Origin of the sequence: Aeromicrobium chenweiae (genome assembly GCF_003065605.1) — a bacterium.
In the GTDB taxonomy this organism is placed as follows: domain Bacteria; phylum Actinomycetota; class Actinomycetes; order Propionibacteriales; family Nocardioidaceae; genus Aeromicrobium; species Aeromicrobium chenweiae.
The window spans coordinates 3,277,623-3,295,770 of record NZ_CP026952.1 but is presented as its reverse complement, the minus strand read 5'-3'; the positions used below and the strand labels follow the sequence as shown (position 1 = coordinate 3,295,770).

At 70.1% G+C, this 18,148-nt stretch carries 17 protein-coding genes; 10 read left to right on the top strand and 7 right to left on the bottom strand.

Going from position 1 to position 18,148, the window contains the following annotated elements; translation table 11 throughout:
* Positions 1-4: 4 nt before the first annotated feature.
* Genes C3E78_RS16060 through C3E78_RS16050 form a run of 3 tightly spaced genes read right to left on the bottom strand, consistent with a single transcriptional unit; the run spans position 5 to position 2,599 of the window.
* Positions 5-817 (bottom strand): hypothetical protein, encoded by an 813-nt coding sequence (locus C3E78_RS16060; RefSeq protein ID WP_108580119.1) that lies wholly within the window; start codon positions 815-817, stop codon positions 5-7.
* The gene (locus C3E78_RS16055; RefSeq protein ID WP_108580117.1) at positions 814-1,494 is read right to left on the bottom strand and encodes an SseB family protein; all 681 of its coding nucleotides are present in this window, start codon (positions 1,492-1,494) and stop codon (positions 814-816) included. Before C3E78_RS16055 ends, C3E78_RS16060 begins: the two co-directional genes overlap by 4 nt.
* A gap of 46 nt (positions 1,495-1,540) precedes the next feature.
* Positions 1,541-2,599, bottom strand: coding sequence for a hypothetical protein (locus tag C3E78_RS16050; RefSeq protein ID WP_159085919.1), 1,059 nt, complete (start codon positions 2,597-2,599; stop codon positions 1,541-1,543).
* On the opposite strand from C3E78_RS16050, the gene C3E78_RS16045 reads away from it, so the two are divergent.
* From C3E78_RS16045 to C3E78_RS16035, 3 genes are read left to right on the top strand one after another with little or no spacing between them, the layout of a single operon-like run.
* Positions 2,571-2,783, top strand: a complete 213-nt coding sequence (locus tag C3E78_RS16045) for a hypothetical protein (RefSeq protein ID WP_108580113.1) — start codon at positions 2,571-2,573, stop codon at positions 2,781-2,783. The genes C3E78_RS16050 and C3E78_RS16045 overlap by 29 nt on opposite strands.
* Positions 2,780-3,082: a hypothetical protein gene (locus tag C3E78_RS16040; protein ID WP_108580111.1), complete on the top strand. Its 303-nt coding sequence runs from the start codon at positions 2,780-2,782 to the stop codon at positions 3,080-3,082. The genes C3E78_RS16045 and C3E78_RS16040 overlap by 4 nt, the downstream gene beginning before the upstream one ends.
* Positions 3,083-3,119: 37 nt before the next feature.
* Entirely contained in the window at positions 3,120-5,660 is a 2,541-nt protein-coding gene (locus tag C3E78_RS16035; RefSeq protein ID WP_108580109.1) for a DEAD/DEAH box helicase, read from the top strand.
* 139 nt (positions 5,661-5,799) lie between these two features.
* Here the strand turns inward: C3E78_RS16035 and C3E78_RS16030 are convergent, their stop codons facing one another.
* Positions 5,800-7,266: a flavin-containing monooxygenase gene (locus C3E78_RS16030; protein WP_108580107.1), complete on the bottom strand. Its 1,467-nt coding sequence runs from the start codon at positions 7,264-7,266 to the stop codon at positions 5,800-5,802.
* Between the two features lie 78 nt (positions 7,267-7,344).
* On the opposite strand from C3E78_RS16030, the gene C3E78_RS16025 reads away from it, so the two are divergent.
* A complete protein-coding gene (locus C3E78_RS16025) occupies positions 7,345-7,953 on the top strand; it encodes a TetR/AcrR family transcriptional regulator (protein ID WP_235833671.1) in 609 nt (202 codons plus the stop codon).
* 3 nt (positions 7,954-7,956) lie between these two features.
* Here the strand turns inward: C3E78_RS16025 and C3E78_RS16020 are convergent, their stop codons facing one another.
* From C3E78_RS16020 to C3E78_RS16010, 3 genes are read right to left on the bottom strand one after another with little or no spacing between them, the layout of a single operon-like run.
* Positions 7,957-9,114, bottom strand: a complete 1,158-nt coding sequence (locus C3E78_RS16020; protein WP_135804836.1) for a PQQ-dependent sugar dehydrogenase — start codon at positions 9,112-9,114, stop codon at positions 7,957-7,959.
* Between the two features lie 27 nt (positions 9,115-9,141).
* Entirely contained in the window at positions 9,142-10,467 is a 1,326-nt protein-coding gene (locus tag C3E78_RS16015) for an endonuclease/exonuclease/phosphatase family protein (protein ID WP_159085918.1), read from the bottom strand.
* A gap of 56 nt (positions 10,468-10,523) precedes the next feature.
* Entirely contained in the window at positions 10,524-11,015 is a 492-nt protein-coding gene (locus C3E78_RS16010; protein ID WP_108580101.1) for an inorganic diphosphatase, read from the bottom strand.
* Between the two features lie 76 nt (positions 11,016-11,091).
* On the opposite strand from C3E78_RS16010, the gene dacB reads away from it, so the two are divergent.
* The 6 genes from dacB to folE all read left to right on the top strand — a co-directional run bounded on the left by dacB (position 11,092) and on the right by folE (position 18,135).
* A complete protein-coding gene (dacB, locus tag C3E78_RS16005; RefSeq protein WP_159085917.1) occupies positions 11,092-12,504 on the top strand; it encodes a D-alanyl-D-alanine carboxypeptidase/D-alanyl-D-alanine endopeptidase in 1,413 nt (470 codons plus the stop codon).
* A gap of 314 nt (positions 12,505-12,818) precedes the next feature.
* Positions 12,819-13,865: a zinc-dependent metalloprotease gene (locus C3E78_RS16000; protein WP_108580932.1), complete on the top strand. Its 1,047-nt coding sequence runs from the start codon at positions 12,819-12,821 to the stop codon at positions 13,863-13,865.
* Positions 13,866-13,872: 7 nt separating this feature from the next.
* Complete coding sequence (gene tilS, locus C3E78_RS15995; RefSeq protein WP_108580097.1) at positions 13,873-14,838, top strand: tRNA lysidine(34) synthetase TilS; 966 nt, start codon at positions 13,873-13,875, stop codon at positions 14,836-14,838.
* Positions 14,839-14,842: 4 nt separating this feature from the next.
* Positions 14,843-15,400 carry a hypoxanthine phosphoribosyltransferase gene (gene hpt, locus C3E78_RS15990; protein WP_108580095.1) on the top strand — a complete coding sequence of 186 codons (558 nt, stop codon included), beginning with the start codon at positions 14,843-14,845 and terminating at the stop codon, positions 15,398-15,400.
* Between the two features lie 162 nt (positions 15,401-15,562).
* A complete protein-coding gene (gene ftsH / locus C3E78_RS15985; protein ID WP_108580093.1) occupies positions 15,563-17,572 on the top strand; it encodes an ATP-dependent zinc metalloprotease FtsH in 2,010 nt (669 codons plus the stop codon).
* Positions 17,569-18,135 (top strand): GTP cyclohydrolase I FolE, encoded by a 567-nt coding sequence (gene folE, locus C3E78_RS15980; protein ID WP_108580091.1) that lies wholly within the window; start codon positions 17,569-17,571, stop codon positions 18,133-18,135. The genes ftsH and folE overlap by 4 nt, the downstream gene beginning before the upstream one ends.
* Positions 18,136-18,148 lie beyond the last annotated feature (13 nt).

The following is an 18,148-nucleotide window of genomic DNA, read 5'->3' as shown; positions in this document are numbered from 1 at the left end:
ACCTTCACGACGATCGGACCTTGACGTAGAGCCACGACGTGGGATTGCGACGAGCTGGCTCAAAGGGTTCTCCGTCGGGGAGGGCGGGACCGAGCCATGACGCCACCTGGGTCTCGCCGGGGGCTGTCGTCGTCCAGTCCGGGTCGTCGAAGCGGCGTCGCAGGAACATCTGGCGGGAACCCTCGTCGGCGCTCACCTGCAGGAACTCGTGGACGGCGTACGGGCCGGGATGTAGTCCTTGGATGGTCCACGTCTGTTCTGTCCAGCCGTAGTGCTCGTGGCTTCCCACCCGAACGGTGGCTCCGTTCTGGAGGAATGACGGGCGGAGCAAGGGCAGATCTCGCCCGCTCAGGTCGCCGACGAATCTGCCCGGCGAGGCGATCTCGACTGCGGGGCGATTCCACGCGAGCTCGAGGTGGCGCTCGATGAGTGATCGGATCTTCACCCACGGCTCCCACGCCGGGCTACCCACCTGCTGGACCACCACGGCGGAGGCTCGGTCATGGTCCACGGCCCCGATCACGTCGAACCTGCTCGGCGGCAGGTAGAGGCGCTCACGTTCGTGCGGGTGAGGAGAGACCTCTTCGGTGTTGCGGGCGCCGCTACCGATGATCGCGTAGTACCGAACGGTCGCGAAGTTCTCCGTGGCTATTCGTAGGTCGAGGGACGTGGGGACGAGGCCCACACTGGCCCGTGTCGGTGGATCGCTGGAACCGGACTCCGGGTCGATGCCGCGGAACGACATGCCGGTGTGACCCGGCAGCGACCGCAGGCTCGCGAGCGAGGTGAGACGCCCGGAGGGCCAAGGTTGGGTCACGGCGAAGGCTGGATCCGAAGGTCGTGCCAGTTCTCGTCGGCCAGCCGAGTCTGCTTCTCGTCGAGGATGAGTGCTTCCAGTTCTTGTGGGAGGTCCGAGGCCCGCAGAGCCGCGGCGACGCGTTGGAGATCCGCGTCGTCGATCCCGGCGGCGAGGGCGACAACCGGGACCGAGCCAGCTGGAGCGAGTCGCGAGAAGGCCCATATCCGCCCGAGCAGCTTCGACGGCAGGCTGTCGGAGATCTGCTCGGCGACACGGTCTCGCAGGGCCACGTCTGCCTGGGCGTGCAGGTCGCCCAGGATCCGCGACTCACCCTCGGTGCCGGGGACGACACCACGGAGCATCGCCACGACGTCATCCACGGGGATCTCGATCGCTGTGGGGAGAGCCGGGTCGAACAGGATCGAGTCGACGGCAAGCAGTCGGACGACTTCTGCGAAGTCAGCCGCGGGCAGCGGCCGGACCTCGTCAGTCGATCCAAACGCCTTCCACGACTCGAGCGACAGGAACACCGGGAGCACGCGTCTGCCGTCGGCGAGGCCGACGCGAGCCTGGCCCTCGGCCACCGCCACCGCCAGAGGCACTCGGCGCAGCAAGTCGCTGGCTGCCGCCGCGTCCTGGCGGAGCAGTGCCGCACGCAGGTCCACCACCGGCTGGTGAGGATCGGGAGTGGTCATCGGATGTCCTTCCGCGACGTAGAGAACGTGCCCAGCGGGTCAGTCGTCACGGAGACCAGCCTCTCGGACCATACGTGAAGTCCCCGTTGAGCCCCGACACGGATCGGATCTCGACGGCCTCGTGAGCGTCCCGGATGAGGTACTCCGGCCAGCCACCGGGGTTGCCGTCCAACGGCAAGGCCGGTCGCACCTCGTCGACGTGTCCCGGCTTTCGGAGGATGCCCTCCATGACGAATCGACCCGGGTTCTCGTCGGGCAGGCCGGCATCCCAGCGGAAGTCGGGGGACACTGAGGGATCCTTCGGTGTCCACGACGCGCCGAACGGGCGAGAGCCGCGCTCGAGGCCGCCGAGGTCGTCCTGCGCCTCCCCGAAGACGCGCCAGACCCTCATGTCCTGAGTCGGGTTGTCGATGTCGAAGAGGTCCGCCGCCTCCTTGTTGCTCAGACCTTCAGGCGACGGCGAGCTCCCACCTCCGTCGTCCGCTCGGCCGAGGTCATCCGTTTTCGACAGGCCTGCGAGCTCGTCAGTCTTCGTCAGGTCACCCAGCCCGTCACCCTTGCTGAGATCGCTCAGGTCATCGAGGGCGCGCGTGCCCCTCGACATGTCACTGAGGGCGTCCGCGGCGTCCGCGGTGCCCTTGACCCCCCGCGTGACGGCGGTGCCGGCTCCCGCGGTGAAGACCGCCGCGACGGCGTCAGGCACGAGGTGGCCCAGCGCACGAGCGGGGTCGTCGGCCCAGGTGTCCCAGTCGAGCAGTCCCTTGCCGAGCTGCTTGCCGAACTCCAGCGGATCGTCCTTGAGGGCGTCGAGCATGTCGCCGACGGACTCGACCGAGAGGCGATACTTGGCGGCCAACTCCTCGGGGGTCATGTCACCCGACGAGAGCTGAAAGGTGTCGGCCACCATGTTGACCAGGCTGAACGGGGACATCGTCAGCAGATCCATGACTGCCTCGCCGGCGCCCTGCAGCAAGCCCGCGACCCCGGCACCGATCTTCTCGTACCACTTGCGCTTGGCGGGAGCGTCGACCGCGCCGGCCTTCACGCCGTCCGCGGCGATCGCGGCGGCCTTCTCCATGTCGGCCGCGGGGTCCGGCGGGTTCAAGGGGGCGTCCGCTGCCGGTCTCGCCGAGGCGCTCACCGCGTGGTTCACCGTGGCCAAGGAGCTGTCGCCCACCCTCGGCGAGTACGCAACCAAGCTCGTCCAGGTCGACGTCAGCGCGGCCGAGTCCGACCGACGCGCGCAGGACGCGTTCAGCCGCATCTCCGGACGACTGACCGGCCAGTGACCGCCGAGAAGTCGCTCGTCGTCGAGCAGGGCGCGCTGGCCGACATCGGTGCCGCCCTGACCAGCGCCCACGACGAGATCGCCCGCCAGGTCGCCGACGCGTTGGCCAAGGTCGACGCCGAGACGTCCGCTTGGAGCGACGCGACGCTGTCCGGGGCCGCCCACGCGCAGTACCAGCAGAAGCTGCGCGACGGGGTCGAGCGGCTGACCACGGCCCTGGAGAAGGTGCGCGTCGCGCTGGCAGACGTGGCGACGTCCGCCCACGACACCGAGGTCGACAACCGGGCGATCATCGACTGACCGCTCAGCCGCGTGGGGCGCAGGGGACAATGGACCCATGCGCCTCATCGATCTGCTCCCGAAAGGCGTGACCGACGACGAGGACGCCGTCTACGAGGCGATCACCAAGTGGGTCGACGACCGCGGCCTGACGCTGTACCCAGCCCAGGACGAGGCGATCCTCGAGTGCGTCTCCGGCGCGAACGTCGTGCTGGCGACCCCGACCGGCTCCGGCAAGAGCCTCGTCGCGACCGGCGCGATGGCAGCTGCGCTGGCGCGTGGCGAGTGCAGCGTCTACACCGCCCCGATCAAGGCGCTGGTGAGCGAGAAGTTCTTCGACCTGTGCGAGATCTTCGGCGCCGACAACGTCGGCATGGTCACCGGCGACGCGGCCGTCAACGCCGACGCCCCGATCATCGCGGCCACCGCCGAGATCCTGGCCAACATGGCCCTGCGCGAGGGCGCCGAGGCCGACATCGGCCTGGTCGTGATGGACGAGTTCCACTTCTACGCCGACCCCGACCGTGGCTGGGCGTGGCAGGTCCCGCTCATCGAGCTCCCGCACGCACAGTTCCTGCTGATGTCGGCCACCCTCGGCGACACCACGAAGCTCGAGGCGGATCTCACCCGGCGGACCGGGCGGGAGACCACCGTCGTCCGCTCGACCGAGCGGCCCGTGCCCCTCGTGAGCGAGTACGTCTCGAGCCCCGTCCAGGAGACGCTCGAGGAGCTCATCGAGACCGGCCAGACCCCGGTGTACGTCGTGCACTTCACCCAGGTCTCCGCGCTCGAGCGGGCGCAGGCCCTCACCAGCATCAAGGTCGCGACGCGTGCCGAGCGCGACGTCATCGCCGAGGCCCTGGGCGACTTCCGGTTCTCGTCGGCGTTCGGCAAGACCCTGTCCCGCCTGATCCGGATGGGCATCGGCGTCCACCACGCCGGCATGCTGCCGCGCTACCGCCGGCTCGTCGAGACCCTCACCCAGCAGGGGCTGCTCAAGGTCGTCTGCGGCACGGACACGCTCGGCGTCGGCATCAACGTGCCGATCCGCACCGTGCTGTTCAGCGGGTTGTCCAAGTACGACGGCACGCGCCAGCGCCAGCTGCAGGTCCGCGAGTTCCAGCAGATCGCCGGCCGGGCCGGTCGCGCGGGCTACGACACGATCGGCCACGTCGTGGTCGAGGCGCCCGAGCACGAGATCGAGAACGCCCGGCTCGTCCGCAAGGCCGGGGACGACCCCAAGAAGCTCAAGCGCATCAACCGCAAGAAGCCCGCCGAGGGTTTCGTCTCGTGGGGTCAGGGCACGTTCGAGAAGCTGTCGACCGGCACCCCCGAGCCCCTCGTGTCACGGATGAAGGTCAGCCACGCGATGGTGCTCGACGTCATCTCGCGGCCCGGCGACGCCCGCGCCTCGCTGGAGCGGCTGCTGCGCGAGAGCGGCGAGACCGAGGAGGCGCAGGACCGGATGCTCGCGCAGGTCGACGACATTATCGACGCGCTGCTGACCGGCGGCGTCGTCGAGCGGATCGACCCGCCCGACGAGGAGGGCCGCACGCTCCAGCTCACGATCGACCTGCAGGCCAACTTCGCCCTCAACCAGCCGCTGTCGCCGTTCGCGGTCGCAGCGCTGGACCTGCTCGACCGCGAGGCACCGACGTACGCGCTCGACGTCGTGTCGGTCGTCGAGGCCACGCTGGACGACCCGCGCCCCATCATCAACGCCCAGCGCCACCGCGCCCGCGGCGAGGCCATCAACGAGATGAAGATGGACGGCATCGAGTACGACGAGCGGATGGAGCTGCTCGAGGAGGTCACGCACCCCAAGCCGCTGGAGGAGCTGCTGACCGCGGCGTACGAGGCGTACCGGATCGGTCACCCCTGGGTCGCGGATCACGAGCTGCGGCCCAAGTCGGTCGTCCGGGAGATGTGGGAGCGCGCGATGACGTTCTCCGAGCTGATCGGCGACTACCAGCTCGCCCGGTCCGAGGGACTCGTGCTGCGCTACCTCTCCGACGTCTACAAGACGCTGGGACGCACGGTGCCGGAGAAGGCCCGCAACGAGGAGCTCGAGGACCTCACCGAGTGGCTCGGCGAGCTCGTGCGCCAGACCGACTCCTCGCTGCTGGACGAGTGGGAGTCGCTGATCGCGCCCGGCGTCGACCCGCTGGAGGTGCGGCCCCAGGCGATGGCGAGCGAGACGCCGCGCCCGGTCACCGGCAACACCCGGGCGTTCCGGGTGCTGGTGCGCAACGCGATGTTCCGCCGGGTCGAGCTCGCGGCGTTCGGCCGGTGGACCGAGCTCGCGGCACTCGAGCCGGACAGCGAGTGGGACGCGGAGGCCTGGCAGGAGGCGATGGCCGCCTACCGCGAGGAGTACCCGGCCGAGTCGGGGTTCGCGACGAACATCGGCACCGGACCCGGCTCCCGCGGGCCCGAGCTGTTCATGGTCGAGGAGGGCCCCGAGACGTGGACCGTCCGGCAGACCTTCGACGACCCCGAGGGCGACCGCGACTGGGGCATCAGCGCCACGGTCGACCTGGCCGCGTCCGACGAGGCTGGCGAGGCGGTCGTCACCGTCACCGAGGTCGGTCCCCGCTAGTCCGGGAGGCGCGGTTTCCCAGGAGAACCCCGGAACCTGACACGTCACCCCTGTCGTACCAAGGGTGACGTGTCAGAAACCGGGGTCAGGCCCCGCCAATTCCTAGGTTCTCCTGGGAAACAGCAGCAAGCGGGCGCAGCTACGCCGCCTGCTCCCAGGCGAAGTCCGGGACGTTGACCTTGCGGGTCTCCCACCAGTATTGGAACGTGAACTTGGGCCAGATCGTGCGGTTCTTGCCCTGGCTGTCGAGGTACCAGCTGGTGCAGCCGCCCTGGGTCCAGATGCCCTTCTCGACGAGGCGCTGGACCTCCTCGTTGAACTCGTCCTGCGCCTGCTTGGTGGGCTCCGCGGCCACCGCACCGAGCCGGTCCATCTCGTCGAGCAGGCGGATGACGAACTTGGTCTGCTGCTCGATCATGAACACGACCGAGTTGTGGCCGAGGGCGGTGTTCGGCCCGAGCATGAACGCGAGGTTCGGGAAGCCGCTGACCATCATGCCCAGGTAGGTCTCGACGCCCTCCTCGCGGAACTGCGAGGCCAGGTCGACGCCACCCTTGCCCTTGATGTCGAGGTAGTCGAACGCGTCGATGACGTGGAAGCCGGTGCCGTAGATGATCACGTCCGCCTCGTGCTTGACGCCGTTGCCGTCGATGACGCCGTCGCTGAGGATCTCGGTGACCCCGTCGGTGCTGAGCTCGACGTTGTCGCGCAGGAACGTCGGGTAGTACGTGTTGGACTGCAGCACCCGCTTGCAGCCCAGGCGGTAGTCGGGGGTCAGCTTCGCCCGGAGCTCGGGGTCGGGGATCTTCTTCGCGAGGTACCGATTGACGATCTTCTCCGCGAACGGCAGCACGTTGAGGTGTCCGTTGAACGCGATCGCGCGCGCCTCCAGGCCCCAGTAGAGCGCGTCGCGGTACGCCCGCTGGGCGCCGGGGACCTTGGCGAAGAGCTTCTTGCGCCACTCGGGCGTGGGCTTGTCGTTCTTGGGCAGGACCCACGGGGGAGTGCGCTGGAAGACCGTGAGCTGCGAGGTCTCCTGCGCGATGATCGGGATGAACTGGATCGCGCTCGCACCGGTGCCGATGACCACGACCTTCTTGCCCTTGAGGTCGACCGAGTGATCCCACTGCGCCGAGTGGAACCGGGGCCCCTCGAACGTCTCCGCCCCGGTGATCTCGGGGATGTTGGGGATGTGGAGGCCGCCGACGCCGGCGACGACGAATCGGGCCTCGTAGTCCTCGCCGGACGCGGTGCGGATGGTCCAGACCCGCCGGTCCTCGTCCCAGGTGGCGCCGGTGACCTCGACGCCGAAGTCGATGTAGGGCCGGATGCCCTGCTCGTCGGCGACCTTGCGCATGTACGACCAGATCTCCGGCTGGCCAGAGAAGCTCTTGCTCCAGTCGGTGTTCAGCTCGTACGAGAACGAGTACATGTGGCTGGGGATGTCGCACTCGCACCCGGGGTACGTGTTGTCGCGCCAGGTGCCACCGACGTCCTGCGCCTTCTCCAGCACGACGAAGTCCTCACGGCCGGAGGCCCGTAGCTTCATGGCCATGCCCATGCCGGAGAATCCGGTACCGATGATGACGATGTCTTTTCTGATCACGTTTCAGATACTATCGGTATCCGAGAGCGATGCAAGGGTGTCGTGGACCACCATCGGTCCGACGAAGAAGGAGCAGCAGTGACGGTCGAGGGACCCAGGACGACGCGCGCGGCGCGCCAGGCGCAGACGCGGCAGAGCCTGATCGCGGTGGCCCGTGAGATGTTCCTCGACGACGGCTACGGGGCGACCTCGCTCGACAAGGTCGCCGTGCGCGCAGGCTTCTCCAAGGGGGCCGTGTACTCCAACTTCTCCGGCAAGGAGGAGCTGTGCATGGCGGTGCTCGACAGCATCCACGAGGAGCAGATCGCCGGCGTCGTCGACGCGTTCAGCCGCGACACCGACCTGGACGGGCGCATCGAGGCGTTCGCGGCCTGGGCGCGTGAAGGCCTCGGGCAGCCGCGGTGGACGGCCCTCGAGGTCGAGTTCGGGGCGATCGCCCGGCAGAGCCCGTACGTCGCGACCGAGCTGGTCAAGCGCCACCGTGCGATCCGAGCGGCGATCGCCGATCTCGTCCGCCAGGTCACGACCGAGGCCGGGCTGGCCGACGTGGTGGACGCCGACCAGGCCGCGACGACGCTGCTCAGCCTCGGCATCGGGCTCGGGACGCTGCGGTCCCTGGACCACACGATCGACGTCGGCGTCTTCGCCGACACGATGCGGGCCCTGCTCAAGGGCACGGCGGACTGACGGTCACCCCGTCGCGGTGACCTTGAGGATCTTGTCGTCCGAGCCGTTGGACGTCGTGAGGTAGAGCGCCCCGTCGGGCCCGCGCACCGCTCCGCGGAGGCGTCCGTACCGGCCGTCCAGCGCCGCAGGCTTCCACGTCTCGCGGAGACGGCCGGACGTGCTGAACAGCAGCAGCCGCAACGACTCGTCCTTCAGGGCCGTCACCGCCAGCGCACCGTTCCAGCCGCGCCACGAGCTGCCGACGAACGCGGCACCACTGGTCGCGACCGTCGGGTTGCCGGAGCGCCAGGCCGCCGAGCGTTGGCGCCCGGGGATGGAGTGGTCGGTCATGGGGGAGTTCGCCCCCTCGTTGTACGCCGGGTCGCCCGACCGGCGGCGCACCGGGTTCCAGCCGTAGTTGGCCTTCTTCACCAGCCGGTTGACCTCGTCGTCGCGGTAGCTGCCGTGCTCGACCGACCAGATCGAGCCGTCGGCCCGCCGGGCCAGGCCCTGCACGTTGCGGTGGCCGTACGTGAAGATGCGCCGCTTGGTCTTGTTGCTGCTGCGGACGTACGGGTTGGTCGACACCGCCTTGCCGGTCGTCGCGTCGACCCGCAGCACCTTGCCGCCGCGCGAGCCCAGCGACTGGGGGTTCCGGCCGGTCGCCGCGTCACCCGTCCCGATGTAGAGCTGGTTGCGGCTGCCCTTGACCAGCGCGCACCCGCCGTGGCGCCCGCCCGACGACGGCATGCCCGCGACGAGGGTGCGGACGTACGACGCGCCGGTCGCGGCACGGTTCAGCCGCCAGCGCACGACCCGCACCTCGGGACGGCCGCCGGGCTTGCGGTAGCCGTGGCAGGTCATGAACGCGCGGGTCCTGGCGAAGTCCGCGGCCACCTCCACCGACATGAGCCCGGTCTCGCCGGACGACCACATGTGGTTCGGCGCGGTGAAGATCCTGCGGATGGTGCCGTCGGTCCGTCGGAGGCTGAGCGTCTTCCTGTCGCGCTGGGTGAACAGCATCGAGCGGTCGGGCAGGAACGCGAGGTCCCACGGCAGCTGCAGGCCCTGCGCGACGACGGTGACCTTGAGCGCCGGCTTCGTCGCCGCCCCGGCCGGGACCGCGGCGAGGAGCGAGAGGGGCAGCAGGACGGCAGGAATGATCCGGGACCAGTGCGTCATCGACACAGTCTGCGCCTGCACCGCAGATCAGGGAAGGTGGAGCGTCGCCCGGACAGGGTTGTGGTCGGACGCCTTCGTGCCGGCGTAGCGACGGTTCTTGGTGCGCGCCACGACCTTCCAGGCGGTCGATCCGACGGTGCCGCGGATGAAGATCCGGTCGATGTGCCCACCCCAGATGCCCAGGGTCCGGGCGCGGGTGTCCCAGCCGTTGAGGCTGCTGAGGAACGGGCGGGTGTAGGTCGCCGAGCGGTCATAGGCGTCGAACCAGCCCTGACGGGCCATCTCTCGGCGAGGGGTGTCGTTGAGGCCGCGGTACGAGTTGAAGTCGCCCATGAACACGACGGCGCGCCCGCGGGCGACCCGCGTGGCCTTGGCAATCAGCTGGCGGGTCTCGGTCCGGCGCAGGCGCACGGCCTTCGGTGTGGCGGAGTGCGTGAGGTGCGCGGACACGAAGAGGTACGTCTTGCCGGTCGCCACAACCCGCAGCGAGGCCCAGGCGGCGGTCGCCCCGGTGGGCGAGCCGAACCGACCCCGCGACGCGACGTTCTTGGTGCGGGGACGGCACAGGTCGACCTCGGTGAACCAGGCGCCGTCACGTTGCAGGTACCACTGGCCCGTGGCGTCGTCGAAGTGCCGCGGCGCCTCCCACACGGACGTGTCGTCGTCACCGACGTACGGGTCGTGCTCGCAGGTCGACCGGGTGACCGGCACGGTGCTCATCTGGAGCTTCGCCGTGCGGTAGTAGAGCGTCTCGTCGTCGCGGCCGGGGTCGTCGCTGTACCGCGCGTAGCCGTACGGCGCGAGCAGGCGGGCGAGCTCGGCCGAGCGACGGGTCGACTCCTGGACGGCCACGACGTCCGCGTCGGCGTCGAGGATGCGACGGACGATCGCCCGCTCGCGGCCACGCCACGGACGGCAGTTGGGCGCGGCGGCGCAGACGTTGAACGTCGCCACCGAGACGGTCGAGCCCTGCGGCCGCAGCGACCTGCGCATCGTGAAGGAGCAGTGCGCGGGCGACCGCGGGCCGGTGCCGTGGCGGGTGACCGCCCGTACCGTGACGCAGTAGCGCTTGGCCTTGCGCAGCCCGGTGAGGCGCACGGTCGTCCGGCGCTTCTTGGAGACCTTGACGTGCGCGGAGCTGCGGTGGGCCTTCGAGGGGCTGCTCGCGTACGTGACCTTGTACCGGCGGGCGCCGGGTGCCGGCGGCCAGTTGACGGTCAGCGAGTGCGGCGTGGACGCGGTGACGTACGGGGTGCCGACCTGGCCGGGGCGTGCGGACGCCGGGGCCGCGAGACCGCCGACGAGGATGAGGGTCCCCAGGACGATGGACAGAGTCCGGAGGGGCGACAGCACCAAAGAATTTTAGGTGGCTGCCACCTCACCTCGCGGCGTTCAGGCCGCGTGTCGGATCAGTATCCGCCGTTGTCCTTGAACCGGTCGTAGCTCGCCTGGATCTCGGCCTCGGCCTCGACGCGACCCGTCCACGTGGAGCCCTCGACGGACTTGCCGGGCTCGAGGTCCTTGTAGACCGTGAAGAAGTGCTCGATCTCGAGACGGTCGAACTCCGGCACGTGGTGGATGTCGCGCAGGTGCTGCTGGCGCGGGTCCTTCGCGGGCACGCACAGCACCTTGTCGTCTCCGCCGGCCTCGTCGGTCATGCGGAACATGCCGATCGTGCGGCACGAGATGACGCAGCCCGGGAACGTGGGCTCCGAGAGCAGCACGAGGGCGTCCAGCGGGTCGCTGTCGAGCCCGAGCGTGTTGTCGATGAAGCCGTAGTCGGCGGGGTACTGCGTCGCGGTGAAGAGCGTGCGGTCGAGGCGGATCCGGTGCGTCGAGTGATCGACCTCGTACTTGTTGCGGCTGCCCTTCGGGATCTCCACGGTGACGTCGAAAATCACTGGTGCCTCCGGCGGTTGTAATCGGGTGCGCGCGCCAGAGGCATCGCGTCACGGGGTTCTCTATAGTCTGTCGCACGTGGCGGCCAGACGAGACATCAGGGTCGGGAGAACGCTCCTGTCCCTCGCGGTGCCCGTGGTCGTGATCGCCGCCGTCGTGCTCGGCGGGTCGGCGCTCTGGCAGCGCGGCGACCTCAACAGGTTCATCTGCGACGGCGACTGCGGGCCGTCCAACGTGATCGCCCCGCAGTCGCTCGCGATCGACACGACCCCTGCCGTTCCGGGTGCCCCGACGTCTCCCCGGGCGTCCGGGCCCGTCGACGCGGCCAAGCTCGCCGCCGCGGTCGACCCCCTGCTGCGGGCGCGGGTGCTGGGCCCGCACGTCGGGCTGACCGCGATCTCGCCGGACGACGGGAAGGTGCTCGCGTCGTCGGGCTCCGGGGCGTTCGTGCCCGCGTCGACCACCAAGGTGCTCACCGGGTACGCCGCGCTCGCAACGATCGAGCCCGGCACGCGCTTCGCGACCCGGGTCGTCCGCTCGGGTGACCGGCTCGTGCTCGTCGGCGGAGGTGACCCCTACCTCGCCACGAAGCCAGCCGCCAAGGGCGACGGGGTCCACCGCGGCGACCTCACGACCCTGGCCCGGCGCGCCGCGAACGCCCTCCGCAAGGCCGGAGTCGCGCGCGTCAGCCTCGGCTACGACGCGTCGCTGTTCACGGGCCCCGCCGCGAGCCCGGCGTGGCGGCCGTCGTACGTCGCGGAGAACGTCGTGACGCCGGTCAGCTCGCTGTGGGCCGACCAGGGCGTCGAGAACGGCGTCCGGGCGGACGACCCGGCACGTGCGGCCGCGCAGACGTTCGCCACCCTCCTCGAGAAGCGGGGGATCGCCGTCACGGGCAGTCCTGCCGCGACGAGGACGCCCGCCGGCGCGCGCCAGGTCGCGGTGGTGCGCGGCGCGACGATCGGTGAGGTCGTCGAGTCCCTGATCAGGACCAGCGACAACCAGGCGGCCGAGGTGGTCCTGCGCCAGGTCGCGATCGCCAACGACCGGCCCGCGACGTTCGACGGCGGCACGCAGGCCGTGCGCGCGGCCCTCGAGGCGGCGGACGTCGACGTCTCGGACCTGCGACTCACCGACGGCAGCGGCCTGTCGCGCAGCAACCGCATCCGGCCCCTCACCCTCGCCCAGACCCTGCTGGCGGCATCCGCGTCCTCACGGACGTCCGGGCTGCTCGCGGACCTGCCGGTCAGCGGATTCACCGGGACCCTCGTCAACCGGTTCGCGCAGCTGCCGACCGCGCTCGGGACGGTGCGCGCCAAGACCGGGACCCTCACCGGCGTCCACTCGCTCGCGGGCTACGCCGTCGACGCCGACGGTCGCCCGGTGATCTTCGCGGTGATGGCCGACCGCACCGACAAGGACCAGCCCTTCGCGGCGCAGGCCGCCGTCGACAAGGTCGCGGCAGCCATCGCCGCCTGCCGCTGCGGCTGACTTCGGTCGCCAGCGAGGCCGCTTGCGGCTGCATTCGGTCGCCAGTGAGGCCGCCTGCGGCCGAGCGTGAGCGGAGCGAGGCGACGGGGGGTGGGTCCGGGGCTTGCTCGAGCCCCTTGTCTCGCCACGCCTCGCTGCTGGCGGCTTCGCCGCGATCGCTCACGCTCCGCTGGCGCGCTCCGACGCTCTCTCGCTGCGCTCGCTCGGTCTGCGCGCCTCGCTGCTGGCGGCTTCGCCGCGATCGCTCACGCTCCGCTGGCGCGCTCCGACGCTCTCTCGCTGCGCTCGCTCGGTCTCCGCGTACCGTAATGGGCATGATCGACTGGAAGCTCGCGCTCACCACGGCCAAGAAGCTGTCGAAGCCCGGTCCCGAGATGTCCGCGGCCGAGGTGGACGAGGCCGTCGCGGAGCTCCGCGAGGGCGCAGCCAGGTCCGAGGCGCCGGTCCGCGAGTTCAGCGACCTGCACGCCACCTCCGCGACCGCCCCCGTGCTCGTCGTCGACCGGCCCCGCTGGATGGAGGCCAACATCGACACGTTCCGGGTCATGATGGACCCGGTCCTGACGAAGCTCGCCGAGAAGAGCCCGATGTCGAACGGCGTCACCCGCTCGATCGGCTCGAAGGTCACCGGAGCCGAGCTCGGTGCGCTCATGTCGTTCATGTCGACCAAGGTGCTCGGCCAGTTCGACCCGTTCTGGGACGGACCCCACGGCGAGGGGGGACGGCTGCTGCTCGTCGCGCCGAACATCGTCCAAGCCGAGCGCCAGCTCGGGGTCGATCCCCACGACTTCCGGCTCTGGGTGTGCCTGCACGAGGAGACCCACCGCGTGCAGTTCACCGCCGTGGACTGGATGCGCGGGCACATGCGGTCGTTGATCGACGAGTTCGTCGACGCCACGGACCTGGACCCGTCGTCCCTGTCCTCGGCGGTCACCGACGGCTTCGGCGAGGTGGTCAAGATCGCCCGCGGTGACTCCGACGCGTCCCTGACCGACCTGTTCCAGAACGAGAAGCAGAAGCAGGTCGTCGACCGGCTGACCGGCATCATGTCGCTGCTCGAGGGGCACGCCGACGTGGTGATGGACGGAGTCGGCCCCGAGGTCATCCCGAGCGTCGCGGAGATCCGCCGCAAGTTCAACCAGCGCCGCAAGGGCGTCGGCAGCCTCGACAAGATGATGCGCCGCCTGCTGGGCCTCGACGCGAAGATGCGGCAGTACCGCGACGGCGCCGTGTTCGTCCGCGAGGTCAACGACCGGGTCGGTCTCAGCGGCTTCAACGCCGTCTGGGCGGAGCCGGCGAACCTGCCCGACAAGTCCGAGATCCTCGACCCCGCGTCGTGGGTCAAGCGCGTCCACGGCTGAGACGCCCGTGGGAGGCGCGCTCGACCCTGCGGTCGCCACCGGTCGCAACGAGGTGCGCCGGGCGCTGGCCGATCTCGGCTCGGGTTCCCGGCTCGTCGTCGGCGTCTCCGGAGGGGCCGACTCGCTCGCCCTCGCCGCCGTGACGGCGTTCGTCGCGTCGCGGGAGGCCTGGAGCCTGCGTGCGGTGGTCGTCGACCACGGCCTGCAGACCGGCTCCCCCGAGGTGGCCGCCACGGCGGCGGCCCAGCTGGGGACGCTCGGGGTGGACGCCGAGGTGGTCGCGGTCGAGGTGGGGACCGGCGGGGGACCGGAGGCCGCAGCACGCACGGCCCGCCTCTGCGCACTGGCCGCCGCCGCGCAGCGCGCGGACGCTGACGCGGTCCTGCTGGCCCACACCCTCGACGACCAGGCAGAGACCGTGCTCCTGGGCCTCGGGCGCGGTTCCGGCCCGCGGTCGATCGCCGGCATGGTCGGGCGCGACGGCCTCTGGCGGCGGCCGTTCCTCACCCTGCGCCGCGCCGACACCGAGCAGATCTGCCGGGCGTCGGGACTTTCCTGGTGGGTCGATCCGCACAACAGCGACCCGGCCTACCGTCGCTCGCGGATCCGCACCGAGGTCATGCCGGTGCTCGAGGACGTCCTCGGCGGTGGCGTGGCCGCCGCCCTGGCCCGCACGGCCGACCAGCTCCGCGCCGACAACGACCTGCTCGACGACCTCGCGGCCCAGGTCGGCGACCCGCACGACGTCCGCGCGCTGGCGTCGCTGCCGCCTGCGCTGCGCTCCCGCGTGCTGCGCCGGGCCGCCCTCGCGGCCGGTGCCGACCCGGCGGCTCTGGGCGCGGTGCACCTGGCCGGTCTCGACCGCCTCGTCACCGACTGGCACGGTCAGCTGCGGATCGAGCTGCCGGGCGGGGTCAGCGCCGGCCGGAGGGGCCCTTCCCTCACCTTCATTGCGACCCCTGTGGGACAGTGAACCTGTGGATCTCAAGCATGTCGAAAGCGACCTGGACCTCGATCAGACCCTCTTCACGGAGGAGCAGATCGTCGACCGGCTCAAGCAGATGGCGGCCCAGATCGAGGCCGACTACGAGGGCAAGGACCTGCTCCTGGTCGGTGTCCTCAAGGGCGCGGTCATGGTCATGGCCGACCTGGCCCGCAGCCTGGACCGCCACGTGGAGATGGACTGGATGGCGGTGTCGTCGTACGGCTCCGGCACCAAGTCGTCCGGTGTGGTGCGCATCCTCAAGGACCTGGACACCGACCTCAACGGCCGCCACGTCCTGATCGTCGAGGACATCATCGACACCGGGCTCACCCTGTCGTGGCTCATCACCAACCTGCGGTCGCGCGGTCCGGCGTCCGTCGAGATCGCCACGCTGCTGCGCAAGCCCGAAGCGCAGCAGATGGACGTCGAGGTCAAGTACGTCGGCTTCGACATCCCCAACGCGTTCGTCGTCGGCTACGGCCTGGACTACGACGAGCGGTACCGCAACCTTCGCTGCATCGGCACCCTGTCACCGCACGTCTACTCCTGAGACACACCTCCGACGCGCTGGCGGCACCGGCAGTTTCGCTCCGGGCGAACTGAATTGGGGAACGTCTGTGGGGTTTGAGTACGTTCAACTAGGGGACGGTGCCGTGTACCGTTCGACTACCGACCAGCACATGAGGAGGAGTGGACCCGCTCCACGCCGTACATGAACTTCAAGCGCCTCTTCAAGGGCCCCTGGCTCTGGATCCTCCTGATCACGGTCATCGTGATCACCGTCGTGTCCTTCTCGTCGTCCGCGGACGGCTACAAGAAGGTCGACACCGCCACGATGGTGAAGTACCTCGAGGGCGGCAAGGTCAAGGACGTCACCTTCGTCGAGGGTGACCAGCAGATCCAGGCCACGCTCAACGACGGCAAGAAGGTCAAGGCCAAGTTCCTCGGCGACCAGGGTGCACGTCTGGTGCAGCAGGCCGAGCAGGAGGTCGACGACAAGAAGCTGAAGACCTTCGACGTCGAGGTCCCCAAGACCAACCCGTTCGTCTCGCTGCTGATCGGCATCCTTCCCTTCATCCTCATCTTCGGTCTCATCTTCTTCCTGATGAACAACGCCGCGGGCGGCGGCGGACGCGTCATGCAGTTCGCCAAGTCCAAGGCCAAGCTCATGAGCAAGGACACCCCCAAGACCACGTTCTCGGACGTCGCGGGCGCCGACGAGGCGATCGAGGAGCTCGCCGAGATCAAGGAGTTCCTCCAGGAGCCGGCCAAGTTCCAGGCCGTCGGCGCCAAGATCCCCAAGGGCGTCCTGCTCTACGGACCTCCCGGCACCGGCAAGACGCTCCTCGCGCGCGCCGTCGCCGGTGAGGCGGGCGTCCCGTTCTACTCGATCTCGGGCTCCGACTTCGTCGAGATGTTCGTCGGCGTCGGCGCGAGCCGGGTCAGGGACCTGTTCGAGCAGGCCAAGGAGAACGCCCCCGCCATCATCTTCATCGACGAGATCGACGCCGTCGGACGCCACCGCGGCACCGGCATGGGCGGCGGTCACGACGAGCGCGAGCAGACCCTCAACCAGCTGCTCGTCGAGATGGACGGCTTCGACGTCCGCGGCGGCGTCATCCTCATCGCGGCCACCAACCGTCCGGACGTGCTCGACCCCGCGCTGCTGCGCCCGGGCCGGTTCGACCGGCAGATCGGCGTCGAGGCGCCCGACCTCGCCGGACGCACCCAGATCCTCAAGGTCCACTCGCGCGGCAAGCCGATCGCACCCGGCGTCGACCTCGAGGCGATCGCCCGGCGCACCCCCGGCTTCTCCGGCGCCGACCTGGCCAACGTCCTCAACGAGGCCGCGCTGCTGACGGCCCGCAACGGCGCCAAGACGATCGACAGCGCGGCGCTCGACGAGGCCATCGACCGCGTCATCTCCGGCCCGCAGAAGCGCAGCCGACTGATGAACGAGAACGAGCGACGCATCACGGCGTACCACGAGGGCGGGCACGCGCTCGTCGCCGCGGCGCTGCCGCAGAGCGACCCGGTCCACAAGATCACGATCCTGCCCCGCGGTCGTGCCCTCGGCTACACGATGGTGCTGCCCGACGAGGACAAGTACTCCCAGACGCGCGCCGAGCTGCTCGACAAGCTCGCGTACATGCTGGGCGGCCGCGCGGCCGAGGAGCTCGTGTTCCACGACCCCACCACCGGTGCCGGCAACGACATCGAGAAGGCCACCAACCTGGCCCGGGCCATGGTCACCCAGTACGGCATGACCGAGCGCCTCGGCGCGGTCCGCCTCGGTGAGAACGAGGGCCAGCCGTTCCTGGGCCGCGACATCGGCCACGCGCGCAACTACTCCGAGGCCGTCGCCGCGGTCGTGGACGAGGAGATCAACAAGCTGATCACCTTCGCCCACCAGGAGGCGTTCGACATCCTCAACGAGAACCGCCACGTCCTCGACACGCTCGTCACCGAGCTGTTGGAGAAGGAGACGCTCGACAAGGCGCAGGTGGCCCGGATCTTCGAGCCGCTCGTCCGTCGCCCCGTCCGTCCGGCGTGGACCGGCTCGGAGAGCCGGGTGCCCGACTCGCGTCCGCCGGTTGCCACGATCCCCGGCAAGTCCTACAGCGGCCAGGAGAGCACGCCGATCACGGTCGGTCCCGACAGCGGCGTCGACGCGCCGCCGCCGGCCGGTCCGCCGATCCACGACAACCCCGACGTGCCGTGACGGTTGACCTGCCCCGCGCCGAGGCGGCGGTGCGCGAGCTGCTCTACGCGGTCGGCGAGGACCCCGACCGTGAGGGCCTGCGCGACACCCCCCGGCGCGTCGCGAAGTCGTACGTCGAGCTGCTGGCGGGCCTCGACCAGGACCCCGAGGACGTCCTCACGGCCGTCTTCGAGGTCGGTCACGACGAGCTGGTGCTGGTCAAGGACATCGAGATGTGGTCGATGTGCGAGCACCACCTGGTGCCGTTCTTCGGGGTGGCGCACGTGGGGTACATCCCGGCCGAGGCGGGCCACGTCACGGGCCTGTCCAAGCTCGCCCGGCTGGTCGACGTGTTCGCCCGCCGGCCGCAGGTGCAGGAGCGCCTGACGACGCAGATCGCCGAGGCCCTCGTGTCCACCCTGCAGCCGCGCGGCGTCATCGTCGTCATCGAGGCCGAGCACCTGTGCATGGCCATGCGTGGCGTGCGCAAGGGTGGAGCCAAGACCGTCACCAGCGCCGTCCGCGGCCAGCTGCGTGACGCCGCGACGCGCGCCGAGGCCATGGGCCTCATCACGGCTCGCTAGGCCCGCTGTGCTG

What these genes read in the sequence shown, in the direction of transcription:
- C3E78_RS16055 (WP_108580117.1), bottom strand. Translation starts at nt 1,494, where the DNA reads ATGACCACTCCCGATCCTCACCAGCCGGTGGTGGACCTGCGTGCGGCA.
- C3E78_RS16045 (WP_108580113.1), top strand. Translation starts at nt 2,571, where the DNA reads ATGTCGGCCGCGGGGTCCGGCGGGTTCAAGGGGGCGTCCGCTGCCGGT.
- C3E78_RS16035 (WP_108580109.1), top strand. Translation starts at nt 3,120, where the DNA reads ATGCGCCTCATCGATCTGCTCCCGAAAGGCGTGACCGACGACGAGGAC.
- C3E78_RS16020 (WP_135804836.1), bottom strand. Translation starts at nt 9,114, where the DNA reads ATGACGCACTGGTCCCGGATCATTCCTGCCGTCCTGCTGCCCCTCTCG.
- C3E78_RS16000 (WP_108580932.1), top strand. Translation starts at nt 12,819, where the DNA reads ATGATCGACTGGAAGCTCGCGCTCACCACGGCCAAGAAGCTGTCGAAG.
- ftsH (WP_108580093.1), top strand. Translation starts at nt 15,563, where the DNA reads ATGAACTTCAAGCGCCTCTTCAAGGGCCCCTGGCTCTGGATCCTCCTG.